The organism is Mycobacterium sp. NGS49 (assembly GCF_059812565.1).
This window is the reverse complement of record NZ_JCALCX010000013.1, coordinates 39870-58280: the sequence shown is the minus strand read 5'-3', so window position 1 is coordinate 58280 and position 18411 is coordinate 39870. Positions and strand designations below refer to the sequence as shown.

Annotated in this window: 21 protein-coding genes; 13 read left to right on the top strand and 8 right to left on the bottom strand. The window is 65.6% G+C overall.

Going from position 1 to position 18411, the window contains the following annotated elements; all coding sequences use genetic code 11:
- Positions 1–235: 235 nt before the first annotated feature.
- Positions 236–679 (top strand): hypothetical protein, encoded by a 444-nt coding sequence (locus tag AC5Y7D_RS15335; RefSeq protein WP_499925370.1) that lies wholly within the window; start codon positions 236–238, stop codon positions 677–679.
- Between the two features lie 63 nt (positions 680–742).
- On the top strand, positions 743–1036 hold the full coding sequence (locus tag AC5Y7D_RS15330; protein ID WP_499925644.1) for a hypothetical protein: 294 nt from the start codon (positions 743–745) through the stop codon (positions 1034–1036).
- A gap of 2 nt (positions 1037–1038) precedes the next feature.
- On the opposite strand, the gene AC5Y7D_RS15325 is transcribed toward AC5Y7D_RS15330, so the two are convergent.
- Both AC5Y7D_RS15325 and ramB read right to left on the bottom strand, forming a co-directional pair.
- Positions 1039–1605, bottom strand: coding sequence for a carboxymuconolactone decarboxylase family protein (locus AC5Y7D_RS15325; RefSeq protein ID WP_499925368.1), 567 nt, complete (start codon positions 1603–1605; stop codon positions 1039–1041).
- Complete coding sequence (gene ramB, locus AC5Y7D_RS15320) at positions 1602–3029, bottom strand: acetate metabolism transcriptional regulator RamB (RefSeq protein WP_499925366.1); 1428 nt, start codon at positions 3027–3029, stop codon at positions 1602–1604. The genes AC5Y7D_RS15325 and ramB overlap by 4 nt, the downstream gene beginning before the upstream one ends.
- Positions 3030–3182: 153 nt before the next feature.
- Between ramB and AC5Y7D_RS15315 the strand changes: the two genes are divergently transcribed.
- From AC5Y7D_RS15315 to AC5Y7D_RS15305, 3 genes are all read left to right on the top strand, one after another.
- Positions 3183–3977, top strand: coding sequence for an acyl-ACP thioesterase domain-containing protein (locus AC5Y7D_RS15315; protein WP_499925364.1), 795 nt, complete (start codon positions 3183–3185; stop codon positions 3975–3977).
- Positions 3978–4272: 295 nt separating this feature from the next.
- Entirely contained in the window at positions 4273–5559 is a 1287-nt protein-coding gene (aceA, locus tag AC5Y7D_RS15310; RefSeq protein WP_499925361.1) for an isocitrate lyase, read from the top strand.
- 99 nt (positions 5560–5658) lie between these two features.
- Positions 5659–6513, top strand: coding sequence for a 3-hydroxybutyryl-CoA dehydrogenase (locus AC5Y7D_RS15305; RefSeq protein WP_499925359.1), 855 nt, complete (start codon positions 5659–5661; stop codon positions 6511–6513).
- A 24-nt stretch (positions 6514–6537) separates the two neighbouring features.
- Here the strand turns inward: AC5Y7D_RS15305 and pcaA are convergent, their stop codons facing one another.
- Both pcaA and AC5Y7D_RS15295 read right to left on the bottom strand, forming a co-directional pair.
- Positions 6538–7401 carry a cyclopropane mycolic acid synthase PcaA gene (pcaA, locus tag AC5Y7D_RS15300; RefSeq protein ID WP_499925358.1) on the bottom strand — a complete coding sequence of 288 codons (864 nt, stop codon included), beginning with the start codon at positions 7399–7401 and terminating at the stop codon, positions 6538–6540.
- 164 nt (positions 7402–7565) lie between these two features.
- Complete coding sequence (locus AC5Y7D_RS15295) at positions 7566–8279, bottom strand: TetR/AcrR family transcriptional regulator (protein ID WP_499925357.1); 714 nt, start codon at positions 8277–8279, stop codon at positions 7566–7568.
- 138 nt (positions 8280–8417) lie between these two features.
- On the opposite strand from AC5Y7D_RS15295, the gene AC5Y7D_RS15290 reads away from it, so the two are divergent.
- The 6 genes from AC5Y7D_RS15290 (at position 8418) to deoC (ending at position 12692) form a co-directional block, all read left to right on the top strand.
- Positions 8418–9785: a DUF445 domain-containing protein gene (locus tag AC5Y7D_RS15290; RefSeq protein WP_499925354.1), complete on the top strand. Its 1368-nt coding sequence runs from the start codon at positions 8418–8420 to the stop codon at positions 9783–9785.
- An 87-nt stretch (positions 9786–9872) separates the two neighbouring features.
- Positions 9873–10307, top strand: coding sequence for a helix-turn-helix domain-containing protein (locus AC5Y7D_RS15285; protein WP_499925351.1), 435 nt, complete (start codon positions 9873–9875; stop codon positions 10305–10307).
- A gap of 205 nt (positions 10308–10512) precedes the next feature.
- The gene (hbhA, locus tag AC5Y7D_RS15280; protein ID WP_499925347.1) at positions 10513–11151 is read left to right on the top strand and encodes a heparin-binding hemagglutinin HbhA; all 639 of its coding nucleotides are present in this window, start codon (positions 10513–10515) and stop codon (positions 11149–11151) included.
- 162 nt (positions 11152–11313) lie between these two features.
- A complete protein-coding gene (locus AC5Y7D_RS15275) occupies positions 11314–11577 on the top strand; it encodes a DUF2516 family protein (protein ID WP_499925343.1) in 264 nt (87 codons plus the stop codon).
- Positions 11578–11580: 3 nt separating this feature from the next.
- Positions 11581–12012, top strand: coding sequence for a DUF2599 domain-containing protein (locus AC5Y7D_RS15270; RefSeq protein WP_499925339.1), 432 nt, complete (start codon positions 11581–11583; stop codon positions 12010–12012).
- Positions 12012–12692, top strand: a complete 681-nt coding sequence (deoC, locus tag AC5Y7D_RS15265) for a deoxyribose-phosphate aldolase (RefSeq protein WP_499925336.1) — start codon at positions 12012–12014, stop codon at positions 12690–12692. Before AC5Y7D_RS15270 ends, deoC begins: the two co-directional genes overlap by 1 nt.
- Before the next feature lie 7 nt (positions 12693–12699).
- On the opposite strand, the gene AC5Y7D_RS15260 is transcribed toward deoC, so the two are convergent.
- The 3 genes from AC5Y7D_RS15260 to AC5Y7D_RS15250 are packed head-to-tail and all read right to left on the bottom strand — an operon-like array spanning position 12700 to position 15102.
- Positions 12700–13743, bottom strand: coding sequence for an LmeA family phospholipid-binding protein (locus tag AC5Y7D_RS15260; protein ID WP_499925335.1), 1044 nt, complete (start codon positions 13741–13743; stop codon positions 12700–12702).
- A complete protein-coding gene (locus AC5Y7D_RS15255; RefSeq protein WP_499925333.1) occupies positions 13740–14570 on the bottom strand; it encodes a carbon-nitrogen hydrolase family protein in 831 nt (276 codons plus the stop codon). The genes AC5Y7D_RS15260 and AC5Y7D_RS15255 overlap by 4 nt, the downstream gene beginning before the upstream one ends.
- A 10-nt stretch (positions 14571–14580) precedes the next feature.
- Complete coding sequence (locus AC5Y7D_RS15250) at positions 14581–15102, bottom strand: DUF2505 domain-containing protein (RefSeq protein WP_499925331.1); 522 nt, start codon at positions 15100–15102, stop codon at positions 14581–14583.
- Positions 15103–15128: 26 nt separating this feature from the next.
- On the opposite strand from AC5Y7D_RS15250, the gene AC5Y7D_RS15245 reads away from it, so the two are divergent.
- Together AC5Y7D_RS15245 and AC5Y7D_RS15240 are read left to right on the top strand one after the other, a co-directional pair.
- Positions 15129–16226 (top strand): UDP-N-acetylmuramate dehydrogenase, encoded by a 1098-nt coding sequence (locus tag AC5Y7D_RS15245; RefSeq protein WP_499925329.1) that lies wholly within the window; start codon positions 15129–15131, stop codon positions 16224–16226.
- Between the two features lie 43 nt (positions 16227–16269).
- Positions 16270–17628, top strand: a complete 1359-nt coding sequence (locus tag AC5Y7D_RS15240; RefSeq protein ID WP_499925325.1) for a L,D-transpeptidase — start codon at positions 16270–16272, stop codon at positions 17626–17628.
- Here the strand turns inward: AC5Y7D_RS15240 and AC5Y7D_RS15235 are convergent.
- Positions 17625–18377: an SDR family NAD(P)-dependent oxidoreductase gene (locus AC5Y7D_RS15235; RefSeq protein WP_499925323.1), complete on the bottom strand. Its 753-nt coding sequence runs from the start codon at positions 18375–18377 to the stop codon at positions 17625–17627. The genes AC5Y7D_RS15240 and AC5Y7D_RS15235 overlap by 4 nt on opposite strands.
- Positions 18378–18411 lie beyond the last annotated feature (34 nt).

The window sequence follows — 18411 nt, the reverse complement described above, 5'->3', positions numbered from 1 at the left end:
CGCCGCGTGCTGCACCGGGACACCGCGGACGGCCGTGCACCCGCACCCGAACCCGGCGTTTACATGCGCTTTCTATGAAAAAGCGCGATCATACGCACCATTATTGACGAAAAATATTTCGTAATCTAAATTTCGTGCTAGATGGCTCGACGCGGCCTCTGGCGGCGAGGAAACTCACTGACGGTTGACCGCCTCGTGAACCGGATCCTGTTGCCGAAGATCGAGGGTGGAACACATGAGAATCACGGCCCTTCCCGTGGCGCTCGCTGTCTTGGCGGGGCTTGGGCTCGGTGTCGCGGCATCACCGGCCGCGGCCGAGGCTCCGACGATGGACGGCGTGTACCACTACGCCGACGAGGACGGCGACGTGGGGACGTGGACGATCAGGACCACCTGCAACCCCCAGTGCGTCGCCCACGTGACGACCGAGCCGGGACGAGGGTTCGATGCTCGGCTGGAAAATGGCCGTTATGTCAATTCACGGATGATCCAGGACGGGCTGGAATGTCCGGCTTATCTGGTCGGCGAGGTGCTGTTCCCGGCGAGGAATCATCCGGTGGACGTCATCCAGTGGTGGGACCCCGTGACGCTGACGGGCGAGGTGGACTTCCTGCATGGCTCACCGCCGTGCCATCTCGACGATCACCGCGACAGATTCACGCTCACCCCGATCGGTTAGCTGCAATCGCGGGTAGCACCGCACAGTCGCAGGCCCCGCGGGAGATACCATCGCCAAGTGTTCATGTCCCGCAACGAGGAGTCCCGGCACGGCGCTGTGGTGGTGGGCGCGATCGGCGGTTTGCTCGTCGGCTACATGCTGTGGCTCGCAGCCATCACCATCGGCGATGACGTGACAACGGTGAGTCGGTGGAGCCTGGCGGTGCTGGTGGTGTCGGGTGCACTGGCGGTCGGCGCGGTGATCGGCGGACTGATGATGCGCTGGCGTCGCCGGTACGGATGGTCGGCGTTCGCATTCGGCCTGCCGGTACTGCCCGTGGTGTTGACGCTGGCCGTACTGGCCAATCTGTATCTCTGACGCTACCGCGGGTTGTCCAGCGGAATTCGCAGCGCGGTGATGGTCGCGGCCAGCCCGTCGTACTGCGTTGCCAGCATGCAGAATTCGATCAAGTGAGCCCGGTTGAGGTGACTCGCCAGTTGCAGCCAGGTTTCCTCGCTGATCGTGCGGTCCTTGATCAGCTCGTCGGTCGCGTTCAACAGCGCCTGCTGGCGGGCGCTGAGTACCTTGCGCGGCCCGTCGCCGGGCGGCGCGTCGGGCCAGGCGAAGATGGTGGCCTGCGTCTGGGCATCAAGCCCCGCTTTGCGCGCCATCCCGCGATGATGCTGAAGTTCGTACTCGCAGGACCGTAGGTGGGCGACGCGCAGAATGATCAACTCCGTGTCGATCGTCGGCAGCCGGCCCCGCAGCAGGCGTCCGGAATAGATCGCCCACGTCCAGAACAGGCCCTGGCGGGACCCGAGCGTGGTGAACAGGTGCATCTCCGGCGCCCGCACCTTTCGGGCGGCGAGCTTCGCGACTACCCAGTTGATCGGACCCAACTGGCGAAACCGCCCGGGCGCAATGCGGGCCACCTCATTGCCGCTCATGGTTGCTTCACCAGGTAGGGGGAGACGGTGCTGCGATGCTCGTCGATATCGAGCGCGCGACCGAGGGCCGGAAACGCCCGCTGCGGACAGTTGTCCCGTTCGCAGACCCGACAGCCCGCGCCGATCGGCGTTGCGATCAATTCCAGATTCCCAGACAAGCTCAGCCCCTCTGAGTAGACGAGTCGGTGCGCGTGGCGAAGTTCGCAGCCGAGCCCGATCGCGAAGGTTTTTCCGGGCTGACCATACCGGGCCGCGCGCCGTTCGACGGTGCGGGCCACCCACATATAGTTGCGCCCGTCGGGCATCTGAGCGATCTGCACCAGGATTTTGCCGGGGTTGGCGAAAGTTTCGTAGACGTTCCACAGGGGGCAGGTGCCGCCGGTGGAGGAGAAGTGAAAGCCGGTGGCAGACTGACGCTTTGACATGTTTCCGGCCCGGTCGACCCGGACGAACGACAGTGGCACGCCGCGCATGGAGGGGCGTTGCAGCGTGGAGAGCCGGTGCGCGATGGTCTCGTAGCTGATCTGGTAGAAGGCGCTGAGCCGTTCGACGTCGTAGCGGAAATTCTCGGCGACGTCGTGGAACTGGCGGTAGGGCAACACCGCGGCGGCGGCAAAGTAGTTCGCCAGGCCGAGCCGGGCCAGGGTCCGTGACTCGTCGCTGGTGAACTTGCCGTTGGTGACCAGGCTGTCGATCAGCTCGCCGTACTCGAGGTAGGCCAACTCGGCGGCCATCTTGAATACCTGCTGCCCTGCGGCCAGGTGGTTGCTCATCTCCAGCGTCTTGTTCTGCGGGTCGTAACGGTGCAGCACGGTGTCGCCCAGATCGATGCGCCGGGTGATGTGCACCCCGTGGACCTCGGTGAGCCGGCGAGTCAATTCACCGGCCAGGTCGCCATGGTGCATCCGCATCGTGACGGTCAGTTCTTCGGCAGCCGTGTCCAGCTCGTGCAGGTAGTTCTGCCGCTCATAGAAGTAGTCGCGCACCTCTTCGTGGGGCATGGTGATCGACCCGCTGCCGCTGCTGCCGTCGAAATAGCGCTCCTCGGTGGCGGCGGCGAGCTGTGCGGTGGTGATCCGGTAGCGGCGGTGCAGGTTGACCACCGCTCGCGCCAGGCTCGGGTGGGTATTGACCATCTCGGCGATCTCGGTCGGGTCGATGTCGATGTCCAGGTCGCGGTCCATGGTCACCTCGCGCAGTTCGGCGACCAACCGGGTGTCGTCCTGGGAGGCGAAGAAGGTGGCGTCCACTCCGAACACCTCGGTAATCCGCAGCAGCACCGCTACCGTCAGCGGGCGGACGTCGTGCTCGATCTGGTTCAGGTAGCTCGGCGAGATATCCAGCATCTGGGCCAGCGCGGCCTGGCTGAACCCCCGCTCACTACGCAGCTGGCGGACGCGCGCGCCGACAAACGTCTTGGACATCCTGATCAGCGTAGTCGGCATTGCGAAGCCCTAAATTTGCAGACTTGGCAGCCAAAGTCAGATTGGTATTTCGAGTGGGTCGTTGGCATGATTCGCTTCGACGTTCCGAGGCTTAAGTGGTCTTGGCACGAGGAGGAAACGGGGAGCAGCGCCGTGAGCCTGGACAAAAAGTTAATGCCGGTGCCCGACGGTAGCCCCGACGTGTTCGGCCGCGAGTGGCCACTGCGCGTCGGCGACATCGACCGGACCGGGCGGTTGCGGTTGGACGCGGCATGCCGGCACATCCAGGACATCGGGCAGGACCAGCTGCGCGAAATGGGTTTCGAGGAGACCCATCCGCTGTGGATCGTGCGCCGCACGATGGTGGACCTGATTCGCCCCATCGAGTTCCAGGACATGTTGCGGTGCCGGCGCTGGTGCTCGGGCACCTCCAACCGATGGTGTGAGATGCGGGTCCGTATCGACGGACGCAAGGGCGGCCTGATCGAGTCCGAGGCATTCTGGATCCACGTGAACAAGGAGACAGAGATGCCGGCCCGCATCGCCGACGACTTTCTCGCGGGTCTGCACAAGACCACCGCCGTGGAGCGACTGCGTTGGAAGGGTTACCTGAAACCGGGCAGCCGCGACGACGCCACCGAGATCCACGAGTTTCCCGTCCGCGTGACTGACATCGACCTGTTCGACCACATGAACAATTCGGTGTATTGGAGCGTCATCGAGGATTACCTGGCGTCCCATCCCGAGTTGGTGGCCGGGCCGCTGCGGGTGACCATCGAGCACGAGGCCCCGGTCGCGCTGGGCGACAAGCTGGAGATCATCTCCCAGGTGCACCCGCCCGGTTCGACCGAACAGTTCGGTCCCGGACTGGTCGACCGGACTGTTACAACGCTCACATATGCCGTCGGTGACGAGACGAAAGCCGTCGCCGCGCTGTTCACTCTCTAACAGGACAAGCGTCCCGGTAAATTGCCGATGACCTGCGGGTTTCGGTTACCCGTCGGTAGCTTCTGAACCGGTTCAGTAGTTCGCCAGCTTCGCAAAGTTCGCAAAATGACCACAAGTCATAGCCGAAATTCGCAAGTGGAATGGGTGGACCTGCGGGAATGCGGTGTGCCATGGTCGAGTTAGCACGTCAGTGAAGTTGAGGTGAAGTTCCAGCCTCGGACTTCCATCTGCGCGGCGGTGGACACGGTTCATCGCAAGCAAATTCAGTCAAAGAATGACCGTAAGGAGCAGCCTCATGTCCGAAGTCGGTACCCCGAAGAGCGCTGAGCAGATTCAGCACGACTGGGACCACAACCCCCGCTGGAACGGCGTCAAGCGCACCTACACGCCGCAGGACGTCGTGGCGCTGCAGGGTCACGTCGTCGAGGAGCACACTTTGGCCCGCCGCGGCGCCGAGGTGCTCTGGGAGCAGCTGCACTCGATGGACTTCGTCAACGCGCTGGGCGCGCTGACCGGCAACATGGCCGTTCAGCAGGTCCGCGCCGGCCTGAAGGCGATCTACCTGTCCGGTTGGCAGGTCGCCGGTGACGCCAACCTCTCTGGCCACACCTACCCCGACCAGAGCCTGTACCCGGCCAACTCGGTGCCGCAGGTCGTGCGCCGGATCAACAACGCACTGCTTCGCGCCGACGAGATCGCCAAGGTCGAGGGTGACCGGTCGGTGGACAACTGGCTGGCTCCGATCGTCGCCGACGGTGAAGCGGGCTTCGGTGGCGCGCTCAACGTGTACGAGTTGCAGAAAGCGATGATCGCCGCCGGGGTCGCCGGTTCGCACTGGGAAGACCAGCTGGCGTCGGAGAAGAAGTGTGGCCACCTCGGTGGCAAGGTGCTGATCCCCACGCAGCAGCACATCCGCACCCTGACCTCGGCGCGTCTGGCCGCTGACGTCGCGGATGTTCCGACGGTTGTCATCGCGCGCACCGACGCCGAGGCCGCCACGCTGATCACCTCCGACGTCGACGAGCGGGACCGCCCGTTCATCACCGGCGAGCGCACCAACGAAGGCTTCTACCGGATCAAGAACGGTCTCGAGCCCTGCATCGCCCGGGCCAAGGCCTACGCTCCGTTCGCTGACCTGATCTGGATGGAGACCGGTACCCCGGACCTGGAGCTGGCCAAGAAGTTCGCCGAGGGCGTCAAGAGCGAGTTCCCGGACCAGCTGCTGGCCTACAACTGCTCGCCGTCGTTCAACTGGAAGAAGCACCTCGACGACGACACCATCGCCAAGTTCCAGAAGGAGCTCGGGGCGATGGGCTTCAAGTTCCAGTTCATCACGCTGGCCGGCTTCCACGCGCTGAACTACTCGATGTTCGATCTGGCCCACGGCTACGCCCGCAAGCAGATGAGCGCGTACGTCGAGCTGCAGGAGCGCGAGTTCGCCGCCGAGGAGCGTGGCTACACCGCCACCAAGCACCAGCGCGAGGTGGGTGCCGGTTACTTCGACCGGATCGCCACCACCGTCGACCCCACCTCGTCGACGACCGCTCTGGCCGGCTCCACCGAAGAGGGCCAGTTCCACTGAGTTAGGTTGAGCTAGTCTGCCGAGCAGGCGCAAAATCGCACTTTTGCAGCGCAATTGATGCGATTTTGCGTCTGCTCGCGGTTATGAGAGGAGCATAGGGTGGCGATTGAGCGGGTGGGTGTAGTAGGAGCCGGGCAGATGGGTTCCGGTATCGCGGAAGTCTCCGTGCGCGCGGGCGTCGCCGTAACGGTTTTCGAGACGACCGATGCGCTGATCACCGCGGGCCGCGGCCGCATCATGAAGTCACTGGAGCGCGGTGTCAGCGCCGGCAAGGTCACCGAGCGGGAGCGCGACCGCGCGTTGAGTCTCCTTACGTTCACCACCGAGCTCGGTGATCTGGCCGACCGCCAGCTGGTGATCGAGGCCATCGTCGAGGACGAGGCGGTGAAGGCTCAGGTATTCGCCGAGCTGGACCGGGTGGTCACCGACCCGGAGGCGGTGCTGGCCTCGAACACATCCAGCATCCCGATCATGAAGATCGCCGCTGCCACCAAGAACCCGCAGCGAGTGCTCGGGCTGCACTTCTTCAACCCCGTCCCCGTACTGCCGCTGGTCGAGCTGGTCAGCACCCTGGTCACCGACGAAGGTGCGGCTGCCCGTACCGAGGAGTTTGCCAGTGCGGTGCTGGGCAAACAGGTCGTGCGGTGTTCGGATCGATCCGGCTTCGTGGTGAACGCCCTGCTGGTGCCCTACCTGCTCGCGGCGATCCGGATGGTCGAGGCGGGATTTGCCACCGTCGAAGACGTCGACAAGGCCGTGGTGGCCGGGTTGTCGCACCCGATGGGTCCGCTCAAGCTGTCCGACCTCGTCGGTCTGGACACCCTCAAGCTGATCGCCGACAAGATGTACGACGAATTCAAAGAGCCGCTCTACGGACCGCCACCTCTGTTACAGCGCATGGTCGAGGCCGGCTTGCTGGGCAAGAAGTCCGGCCGCGGTTTTTACACGTACTGAGTCAGCTGCGCAGGCCGGCTCCGGCTACTTCGCCAGGGTGAACTGGTCGACGTCGGTGTATCCCTCGCGGAATAGCTTCGCGCACCCCGTCAGGTACTTCATGTAGCGCTCGTACACCTTCTCCGACTGGATCGCTATCGCCAGGTCCTTCTTGGCCTCGAGAGCGGCTGCCCAGATTTCCAGCGTCCGCGCGTAGTGCCGTTGCAGCGACTGAATCCGCTTCATCGAGAAGCCCGCCGCCTCCGAGTGCTCTTCGACCACCGGAACGGTCGGCAGGTAACCGCCCGGAAAAATCTCGGCCAGGATGAACTGGCTGAAGTGAACGATCTCGTGGGTCAGCGGCAGGCCCTTGGACCTGGCCTCTTTGAAGGTGGGCCGGACGATCGTGTGGAGCAGCATGACGCCGTCGCTGGGCAGCACCTGGTAAGCCATCTTGAAGAAGTGTGGGTAGCGCTGGCGGCCGAAGTGCTCGAAGGCACCGATGGACACGATGCGGTCGACGGGCTCGTGAAACTTCTCCCAGCCTTCCAGCAACACGCGTCTGGTGCGCGGGGTGTCCATTTCGTCGAATTTCTTCTGGACGTGGGCGGCCTGGTTCTCCGATAACGTCAGGCCCACCACGTTGACGTCGTATTTCTCGATGGCGCGCCGCATGGTGGCGCCCCAGCCGCAGCCGATGTCGAGCAACGTCATCCCGGGTTCGAGGCCCAGTTTGCCCAACGCGAGGTCGATCTTGGCCAACTGCGCCTCTTCCAGCGTCATGTCCTCACGCTCGAAGTAAGCACAGCTGTAGGTCTGAGTCGGGTCCAAGAACAGGCGGAAGAATTCGTCGGACAGGTCATAATGCGCCTGCACGTTGCCGAAATGGGGCGTGAGTTGCACGGCCATTTGCAAAGTCAGCCTTTCTCTTGTCGGGGTTGCTCCCGGACAAATATCGACCAGTAGGACCTGCAGCGCCCCCGATGCATTCCCTGCATGTTATCCGCTGCTTTTGAGTACAGTTGCCAGCTTTACGTCACACTTGCGGCGGCCGCACCTGGCGGACGGGCACTTCACCCTTCGCGAGACTGCTCCCCGGTGGGCACGATCGGCGACGGATGCGGCTGTGCCCGGAACTTCTCGAGGGACCCGCCTGCCTCGACGATTCCGCACAATGCGCTCCAGCTCAGCATCGTCAGATAGTCGATCAGTTCGTCGCTGCTCATCCGTGGGTCCGACATCCAGGAATGTGTGGCCAACTGCACACCGCCCACGATCAGGTAGGCCCAAGGTTCCACGCCGCCGACGTCCACGCCGGCCTCACGCATGCGGCGGCGCAGCATCACCGCGATCATCCGGGCGATGATCCGCTCGGAGTCGGCGATCACTTTGCTCTTGCTGCCCGAGCTGTTCGCCATCACAAACCCGTACGGCTCCGGTTCGGACGCCATCGTGTCGACGTACACCCGGATGACCTCACGGGTGAGCTCGTACCCGTCGAGGTTGGACGACAGTGCCGCGGCCATGTTGGGAATCAAGGTGGTCTGGGCAAACCGCATCATTACTGCCGTGGTGAGGTCGTTCTTGTCGACGAAGTAGCGGTAGAGGACGGTCTTCGAAACTCCGATTTCCGCGGCGATCTCGTCCATGCTCAGGAAGCGGCTCTGCCGGCGAATCGCCTCGATCGTGCCGTCCACCAACTCATTGCGGCGGTCCACCTTGTGTTGGTGCCAACGCCGCTTGCGGCCATCGGTCTTCGCGTTCCGAGCCGGGATGTGTTGTGCCACTGTCGCCGATTCCCATTCACTACCTGGACGGATCGATACTACGGCTTGCGGCGACCCGTTGAGCGGATCGCCGGACTGCGTGAGCCTTCCGAACAGTGTGGGTAACACTAACCGGTGGTTGCGATAGCGGATGATGGTGTGGTGGCACACAGAGCCTTGCCGGCAGGGGTGGGCGCAGCCGCTCCGCCGGGGCCGGGAAGGGGCGGGGGACGGCACAACCGGACATCCCTCGCGGAATCGTTCGCGGGCGCCGACCCCGCCGCCGACGCTGAACGGCGCGCCGCGCTGCGGCGGATGAAGGTGGTGGCGCTGGGTTTCCTGGTCGGCGCCACCGTGGTGTTCCTACTGTGCCGATGGGCCAACGCGCACGGCACGGCGCCGGTGTGGGTGGGTTACGTCGGTGCCGCGGCGGAGGCCGGCATGGTAGGCGCCCTGGCGGACTGGTTCGCGGTGACCGCGCTGTTCAAGCATCCGCTGGGGATCCCGATCCCGCACACCGCCATCATCAAGCGCAAGAAAGACCAGCTCGGTGAGGGCCTGGGCACCTTCGTGCGAGAGAACTTCCTGTCTGCGGCGGTGGTGGAGACCAAGCTCCTTGACGCCCAGGTGCCCAGCCGGCTGGGTAAGTGGTTATCCGAGCCGGCACACGCCGAACGGGTGGCGGGCGAGGTGGCCACCGTGCTGCGGGTGCTGGTGGAACTGCTGCGGGACGAGGACGTCCAGCAGGTGATCGACCGGATGATCGTGCGCCGCATCGCCGAACCGCAGTGGGGCCCGCCAGTGGGCCGGGTGCTGCAGACGCTGCTGGCCGAGCATCGTCAGGAAGCGCTGATCCAGTTGCTGGCTGACCGGGCGTTCCAGTGGTCGCTCAATGCCGGCGTGGTCATCCAGCGGGTGGTCGAGCGTGACTCGCCGACCTGGTCGCCGCGCTTCGTCGACCATCTGGTCGGCGACCGCATCCACCGCGAACTGATGGACTTCACCGACAAGGTGCGCCGCAACCCCGACCACGAACTGCGTCGATCGGCGACCCGCTTCCTGTTCGAGTTCGCCGACGACCTGCAGAACGATCCCGACACCATCGCGCGCGCCGACGCCGTCAAAGAGCAGTTGATGGCGCGGGACGAGGTTGCGAAGGCCGCCGAGACGGCCTGGACGACGCTCAAGAGGCTGGTGCTCGAAGGCGTTGACGACCCCTCCAGCACGTTGCGCACCCGAATCGCCGACACGGTGATCCGCATCGGGGAGTCGTTGCGTGACGATGCCGGGCTCCGGGACAAGGTCGACGAGTGGATGGTGCGGGCTGCTCAGCACCTGGTTTCGCAATATGGGGTAGAGATCACAGCGATCATCACCGAGACGATCGAACGCTGGGACGCCGAGGAAGCAAGCCGTCGAATCGAGTTGCATGTGGGACGTGACCTGCAGTTTATCCGGATCAACGGCACTGTCGTGGGCGCGCTCGCCGGGCTGGCGATCTATGCCATCGCCCAAGTGCTCTTCTGATGAGCGCTAACAAGCGCTTGCAATAGCAAGCACTCCTCCGTAATCTGGTGGGCGTAAGCAAACAAATGTCTGACGCAGGAGTGACTGATGCCGCCGGAGGAGAAACTGGGCACCAAAGTGTCCACAAAAGCCTCTGACGTGGCCTCCGACATCGGGAGCTTCATCCGTTCGCAGCGCGAGACGGCGCAAGTCTCGATGCGCCAGCTTGCCGAACGTTCGGGTGTCAGCAACCCGTACCTGAGTCAGGTCGAACGGGGACTGCGCAAGCCGTCCGCCGACGTCCTGGCTCAGATCGCCAAGGCGCTACGGGTTTCCGCTGAGGTCCTCTACGTGCGGGCCGGGATTCTAGAGCCGAGCGAGACCAGTCAGGTTCGTGACGCCATCGTCACCGACAACGCGATCACCGAGCGTCAGAAGCAGGTTCTGTTGGACATTTACGCGTCCTTCACCCAGCAGAACGAAGCCAGCCGTGAGGAGTGTCCGAGCGAATCCGACGACGAAGGTCACCCGGAGGCAGGTTAACAAGACACGGAAGTGATCGGTCCCCGGTGCCACTGCGCTTCGATAACCGACCCAACCGACTCGACCATCAGGAGGTTTTCCGCAAGTCGCGCGCCAGATGTCAATCCGCGGGTCTTGACATTTCCTGCCACAGGAGCCGACGCTTGCGCCCTTTTCCCACCAGTTAGATATAACCCTGATATTGAAATCAAAGAAAGGAATCATCATGGCTGAGAACAACAACATTGAGGACCTGAAAGCCCCGTTGCTCGCGGCGCTCGGTGCCGCCGACCTGGCTCTGGCCACCGTCAACGACTTGATCGTCACCCTGCGTGAGCGTGCCGAGGAGACCCGCACCAACCTGCGCGAGCGCGCCGAGGAGACCCGCACCGACACCCGCAGCCGGGTTGAGGAGAGCCGCGCCCGCCTGACCAAGCTGCAGGAGGACCTGCCCGAGCAGTTCACCGAGTTGCGCGAGAAGTTCACCACGGAGGAACTGCGCAAGGCTGCCGAGGGCTACGTCGAGGCTGCCACCTCGCGCTACAACGAGCTGGTCGAGCGCGGCGAGGCCGCTCTGGAGCGCCTGCGCAGCCAGTCGGCCTTCGAGGACGCGTCGGCTCGTGCCGAGGGCTACGTCGACCAGGCCGTGGAGCTGACCCAGGAGGCGCTGGGCACCGTCGCGTCGCAGACCCGCGCCGTCGGTGAGCGTGCCGCCAAGCTGGTGGGCATCGAGCTGCCGAAGAAGGCGGAGCCCGCAGCCCAGAAGGCCGCTCCGGCCAAGAAGGCCGCCCCGGCCAAGAAGGCCGCCCCGGCCAAGAAGGCTCCGGCCAAGAAGGCTTCGGCCAAAAAGGTCACCCAGAAGTAGTCCGGGCCGGATCCTACGAGTCGACTCCAAGTCGCCGCACTTCGGCGACTTGGACCGAAAAAACGCCACTCGACTCCAAGTCGCCGCACTTCGGCGACTTGGAGTCGACGTTTTTGAGGCCGCCCGCATAGTCTTGTGGGCGTGCAAGCCGTAGGTACCGTCATGTTCGTTCTGTGGGTCGCAGTCGCGGTGGCGACGGTGTACGCGTTCGTGCACGCCGCGCTGCAGCGCTCGGACGCATATACCGCCGCCGACAAGCAGACCAAACCGCTGTGGCTGGTCATCCTCGGCGGTGCGTTGGCGCTGATCACCATCCTCTACGGCATTTTCGGCGTGATGGCGATCGCGGCGGCCGCGGTTGCGACGGGGGTCTATCTGGTCGACGTGCGGCCCAAGCTCCTCGAGGTGCAGGGTAAGTCGCGCTAGCGGATGAAGGTCGTATTGGTGGCGCCGGCGGCCGTGCTGTTCGCACTGCTGGGCGCCGTTCCGGCGGATGCCGATCCGGGCCTGGCCGGCTCGTCCTACGCGCCACCCTTCGTGGACCACACCGAGTGGGCCCCGTGGGGGAGGCTGCAGAGTCTGCGCGTCTATCCGACCCCGTCGGGGCGCGCCGCGTCCCGGACAGCACGCGGCACCGCGACCTCTCACGATGCCGACGAGGCGTGGTCTGAGGTACTCGCGAGGTCACCCGAGGCCGGCACACCCGGCATGCACGCGCAGTTCGTTTGCCACTGGCAGTTCGCCGAGATCGCGCAACCCGGCAAGACCAGCTGGAACCTCGAGCCGTGGCGCCCCGTCACTGATGACGCCGGGATGGTGGCGTCCGGATGCAATCCAGGCGCACCGGAGGAACCGTTCTGATGGGCCGACCGCCAACCCGCGCTCAGCTGGCGGCGACGGTCGATCACACCCTGCTGAAACCGGAGGCCACCGAAGCCGACATCGCGGCGTTGGTTGCCGACGGCGTCGAACTGGGGGTCTACGCCGTCTGTGTCTCGCCGTCCATGGTGCCGGTCGCCGTCGCCGCAGGCGGTGTTCGGGTGGCAGCGGTGGCCGGCTTTCCGTCCGGCAAGCACCTGTCCGCGGTCAAGGCTCAGGAGGCGTCGGCTGCGGTTGCCGCCGGCGCCGGCGAGATCGACATGGTGATCGACATCGGCGAGGCGCTGGCCGGCCACTTCGACGCCGTGCGGACCGATATCGCCGCGGTGCGGGCCGCCGCCCCCGGCGCCGTGCTCAAGGTGATCGTGGAGTCGGCCGTGCTGCTCAGCATGGCCGGCGAGGACACGCTGACGGCCGTCTGTCGAGCCGCCGAAGAAGCCGGCGCCGACTTCGTCAAGACCTCGACCGGGTTCCATCCCGCCGGCGGGGCGTCGGTGCGCGCCGTCGAGCTGATGGCCAGAGCCGTCGGTAGACGGCTGGGCGTCAAGGCCAGCGGCGGCATCCGCAGCGCCGCCGATGCGATGGCCATGCTCGATGCCGGTGCTACCCGGCTGGGTCTGTCCGGCACCCGGGCGGTACTGGACGGACTGGGACAGCTCTAGCTGCCGCTCACAGGTCGGCGAAGCAGGGGTCGGTGTTGCCGGCCGGGATGGTGGCGTTGCGGGCCGCGAAGCGGCTCACCACGCCGGTGTCGGTGACCTCCACGCTTTCGGCGCGGATGCCCATCGGATAGTTCTTGGTGAGACTCGAGGTGTAGTCGTTCAGTGTGGACTGCACGGATTCCTTCGGCAGCGAGAAACCCAGCGTGTTGAAGCTGACGATCTGCAGTTCGATGCCCCCATTGACCACCACCGGTTTGGCGGTGATGTCGTTGAGCATGCCCTTCAACTCGACCGTGCCGTCCTTGGGGTGCGTGGTGACGCTGCTGGTGACGAACTCGCCCAGAATCGGGATCGCGTTCTGGACCGACTCCTTGATGCCCTGAGAGGTCCAGGTGACGACGGCGTCGATCGCGCCCACCGTGCCCTTGGAGTCCGACGTGTGCTCGACCTTGACGTCCTGGATGCTGAGCTGCAGCTTCATTCCCTTGGCGTCGCGGATCTGGTTACCCGCCGTCTCGATCGTGATGTTGGTGTAGTGATCGGTGGCCACCTGCCACAAAACCAGCGGAGTCACGCCGAATGACGCGGTGGCCTGGTCTTTGACCACGCACGCCGTCGCCGCGGCAACCTTGTTGTTGGCTTCGTGGCGGACGTAGAGCTCCGCACCGATCAGACCTGCGACCAGCAACGAAAACACGATGATCAGGACCAGCAGAATGGCCAGCGGGTCGCGTCGGGAACGCCTCTTCTTCTTGACCTCGGCCGGCTGGTCTGTGGGCTGGGCGATCGGGGTCGTCCGGTCGGCGCCCGGCGTGGGCGGCGGGGTATGGGCGATTCGCCGGGTGTCGGCATTGGCGGCGGCCGGTTGATCGGCCTGCTGTGGAGGGGGAGCGGCCGGAGGCTGCTGGCCGCGTCCGGCCAGGGGATCGCCGGGATGCAGCCTGCCTGCGGAGGGATCCGCGGGAGCCGGAGGCCGACCGAGTGGTCCTTGATCACCCGGGCGCGCCCAACCTGACGGGCCTTCGTTGCGGGGTCCCTGCGGAGTCGTCACCTTCGCGATTCTGCCCTATCGACGCGTGCGAAGCTTGAGCGGTTGCGCAGCACCGCGATGTTGTCGCGGGCCTTGACCACCTCCCCGAGGTCGACGTCGGTCACGACCAGTTGCGGCTGAGAGCCCGCCGAGGCCACCACTTCTCCAAACGGGGACGCCACCAAACTGCCCCCTACGCCCGTGGGAGCGCTCGACCCGCTCACGGTGTCGCCCGGGTCGGCCTGCCCGACGGCGACGACGAAGCTGGTTGCATCCAGCGCCCGGGCCCGCGCCAGCAAGGTCCACTGCTCGAGTTTGCCGGGCCCGGAACCCCAGGACGCGCACACCACGATGAGTTGGGCGCCGCGGTCGGCCAACTCGGTGTAGAGCGCCGGAAATCTGATGTCATAGCAGAGCGTTAAACCGACTACCACGCCGTTGACCTCAACGACTACCGGTTCGCGGCCGGGCGCCACGGTCCGTGATTCGGTGAACCCGTAGGCGTCGTAGAGATGGATCTTGTCGTAGCGGGTATCGGGCTCGTGGGGTGTGCCCGGACCCACCGCGATCAGCGTGTTGGTCACCCGGCCGTCCCCGGAGGGGGCGAACATTCCGGCGATCACGGTGATGCCCGCGGCTGCCGCGATGCGGCGGACACCGGCCGCCCACGGACCGTCCACCGGCTGCGCGATCGGTCCCAGCGGCACACCGAACCGGCACATGGTCGCCTCGGGGAACACCACCAGGGCGGCGCCCGCCGCGGCAGCCCGGTCGGTGTACTCGCGCACCAGCTCCAGATTCGCTGCCGGATCGGTGCCGCTGAGGATCTGGGCGAGCGCGATTCGCATGAACGCCAGCTTATGAGCCGCCGAGCCACAGCGTCATGAAGCGCTGCTCGATTGACACCAGCTCACCCAGTTGGTGGCCGATGAGCCGCTCCAGCTTGCCGCCGATGAACGGGACGCGCACCTGGACGGTGAGTTGGACGCTGATCCGGGAGCCACCGGATGGGTGGACCGGCAGCAGCGCCGCGGTGCCCCAGAGGTTCACCGGCGCGCCCACGATCGATCCGGCGATCGACCCGGTTGCGACACCATCCCTGATCGGGCCCCAGGTCTCCTCGCGCCGCACGCAAAGATCACCCCGGTGCAACTGGGTCACCAGCGCGGGCAGGTTGTGGCTCAGCACCGTCTGATGGGTGATCACCTCGATGGTGCCGTCATCGCCGGACTCGCCACCGATACGCATCCGCTCCAGGCGGGCGACGTCGACCGGCGTTTCCGCCAGCCTGCCCTGCCAGTAGGCCAAGTCGTGGAAGGCCCGGTGAACCTCTTCGACGCTGCCCTCAAAGTCGGCCGACATGTCGAATGAACGCGGCATAGCTGGTCAGGCTACCGTTACCGCACATGAGACCGAGCGAGGGCGGTTCGCTCTTTGCCGGCGCGCGCGTCACCGAATCGGTACCGCTTGCGCCGTTCACCACGCTGCGGGTGGGCCCGGTGGCCCGACGCGTAATCTCCTGCGACAGTACCGATCAGGTGATCGCCGTGTTGCGTGCGCTGGACCATCAAGCCAGCGGCTTGGCTGACGGTCCGGTCCTGGTGTTTGCTGGCGGCTCGAACTTGGTGATCGGAGACGGACTTGCCGACCTGACGGTGGTGCGCCTGCAGAATGCCGGAATCACTGTCGACGGCCAGAAGGTGCGCGCCGAAGCGGGTGCGGTGTGGGACGACGTGGTGGTCCGGTCCATCCAGCACGGCTTGGGCGGGCTGGAGTGCCTGTCGGGCATCCCCGGTTCGGCTGGAGCCACGCCGGTGCAGAACGTCGGGGCTTACGGCGTGGAGGTATCCGACACCATCACCCGGGTCAGGCTGTTGGATCGGGCCAGCGGTGACGTGGGTTGGGTGCCGGCGCAGGAGCTTCGGTTCGGGTACCGCACCAGCATGCTCAAGCGGGCGGACGGACTCCATCTGCCCGCGATCGTCCTGGAAGTGGAGTTCGCGCTGGATGCCGGGGGACGCAGCGCACCGCTGCGCTACGCAGAGCTGACGACGGCGCTGGGCGCGGCCGGCGGCGAGCGCGGCGATCCCCGAGCGGTGCGCGCGGCGGTGCTGGCGCTGCGGGCCAAGAAGGGCATGGTGCTCGACGCCGGTGACCACGACACGTGGAGCGTGGGCTCCTTCTTCACCAACCCGGTCGTCACTCCGCAGGAGTATGAAAGGCTGGCCGCAGCGACCGACGGCCCGGTGCCGAACTATCCGGCCCCCGGAGGCGTCAAGCTGGCGGCGGGCTGGCTGGTGGAGCGTTCCGGGTTCGGGAAGGGATACCCGGATGAGAACGCCCCGTGCCGGCTCTCCACGAAGCACGCGCTGGCCCTGACCAACCGCGGCGCGGCGACCGCGGAGGACGTGATACTACTTGCGCGCACGGTCCGGGACGGGGTTCGCGACGTGTTTGGTATCACACTGCAACCCGAGCCTGTCCTGGTCGGATGCACCCTGTAGGCGCGTTTTTCGTGCGCGATGATGCCCGCCCCGCGTATCAGCAGTGGGAGAGAGGGTGTTTGGGCCGGTATCTTTAGCTGTTGTGAACACCTCCAGCACCCCCTCGAGCCACGGGCCGATCAATCGGCGCGCGGCTTTGGCGGCGCTCGGGCTCGGGGTGTTCGCGCCGGGCGTACTGGCCGCATGCGCGGGTGGCAAGGTCACCCCGCAATCGGAGAAGAAGCCACCGGCGGCGCCCAAGCTCAGTTACCAGCCGGCCAATGCGACCGAAGACGTGGTACCGATCGCCCCGATCAGCGTCGCAGTCACCGACGGCTGGTTCCAGCGGGTCGCGCTGACCAACTCGGCCGGTAAACCCGTCGCCGGCATGTTCAACCAGGACCGCACGGTCTTCATGACCACCGAGCCGCTGGGCTACGACACGACATACACCTGGAGCGGGTCCGCCGTCGGCCATGACGGCAAGGCCGTCCCGGTGGCGGGCAAGTTCATCACCGTGACGCCGAAGAAGAAGGTCGACGGCGGGTTTCAACTTTCCGACGGCCAGACCGTCGGGATCGCGGCGCCGATCATCATCCAGTTCGACTCTCCGATCAGCGACAAGGCCGCCGTCGAGCGGGCGCTGACCGTCAAGACCAACCCGCCCGTCGAGGGCAGTTGGGCGTGGTTGCCGGACGAGTCCCAAGGCGCCCGCATCCATTACCGGCCCCGGGAGTACTACCCGGCAGGCACCACCGTTAGCGTGGACGCGAAGTTCTATGGGCTGCCGTTCGGTGACGGCGCCTACGGTCTGCAGGACATGTCGTTGAACATCCAGATCGGCCGCCGGCAGATCGTCAAGGCCGAGGTCACCTCACACCGCATCCAGGTGGTCACCGACGCCGGCGTCATCATGGACTTCCCGTGCAGCTACGGCGAGGCCGACAAGGCCCGCAACGTCACCCGTAACGGCATCCACGTGGTCACCGAGAAGTACGCCGACTTCTACATGTCCAACCCGGCCGCGGGCTACAGCAATGTGCACGAGCGCTGGGCGGTGCGGATCTCCAACAACGGCGAGTTCATCCACGCCAACCCGTCCAGTGCCGGTGCTCAGGGCAACAGCAACGTGACCAACGGCTGCATCAACCTGTCGACCGCCGACGCCGCGGAGTACTTCCCGACGGCGATGTACGGCGACCCGGTCGAGGTGACCGGCAGCTCGATCCAGCTCTCCTACTCCGACGGTGACATCTGGGACTGGGCCGTGGACTGGGATACCTGGGTGTCCATGTCGGCACTGCCCCCGCCTGCCGCGCGCCCGCCGGGCAGCAAGATCCCCGTCACCGCCCCGGCCACTCCGTCGACAGCGCCCACCCTGTCGGGCACGCCGACCACCTCTAGTTCTGGGCCAGGTGGTTAGACCGTACGGGTCGCTCGACGGCTGGCACTAGCTTGGTCGCGGGGCCGGATGACGATCTGGTCCAGATTGACGTGCGACGGGCGCGACGCCACGAACCCGATCACCTCGGCGATGTCGGTGGCGACCAATGGCGTCATCCCTGCGTAGACGGCCTCGGCGCGCTGCTCGTCGCCGTCGAAACGGACCAGGGAGAATTCGGTCTCCACGGCGCCGGGGGCTATCTCGGTGAGTCGCACCGGCTTTCCCAGCAGTTCCCCGCGCAACGTGCGGTGCAACGCGCCCTGCGCGTGCTTGGCCGCTGTGTAGCCGGCCCCGCCGTCGTAAATCTCAAGCGCGGCAATCGAAGTCACGGTGACTATCAGGCCGTCCCCGGACTCGATCAGCTTGGGCAGCAGTGCGCGGGTCATCCGCAGGGTGCCCAGCACGTTGGTCTCCCACATCCACCGCCAGTGCTCCATATCGGCGTCGGCCACCGGGGCCAGGCCTTTGGCGCCGCCGGCGTTGTTGACCAGTACGTCCACCCGGTCCAGGTCGCGGGCCAGCGCCACCACATCCTCGTCCTTTGTGACGTCGGCCACAACGGCGGTGCCGCCGATCTCTGCGGCCAGCGCGGTTATCCGGTCGGCCCTGCGTGCCACGGGAATGACGTGAAAGCCTTGGGCTGCAAGGACTCTAGCGGTCGCTTCGCCGATTCCGGAACTGGCTCCGGTCACCACCGCGACTGGCTTGTCCGGCTCGAGGGAACTCATCGGGACAACTCTAGTAAACGTGCTAAATTCTCGG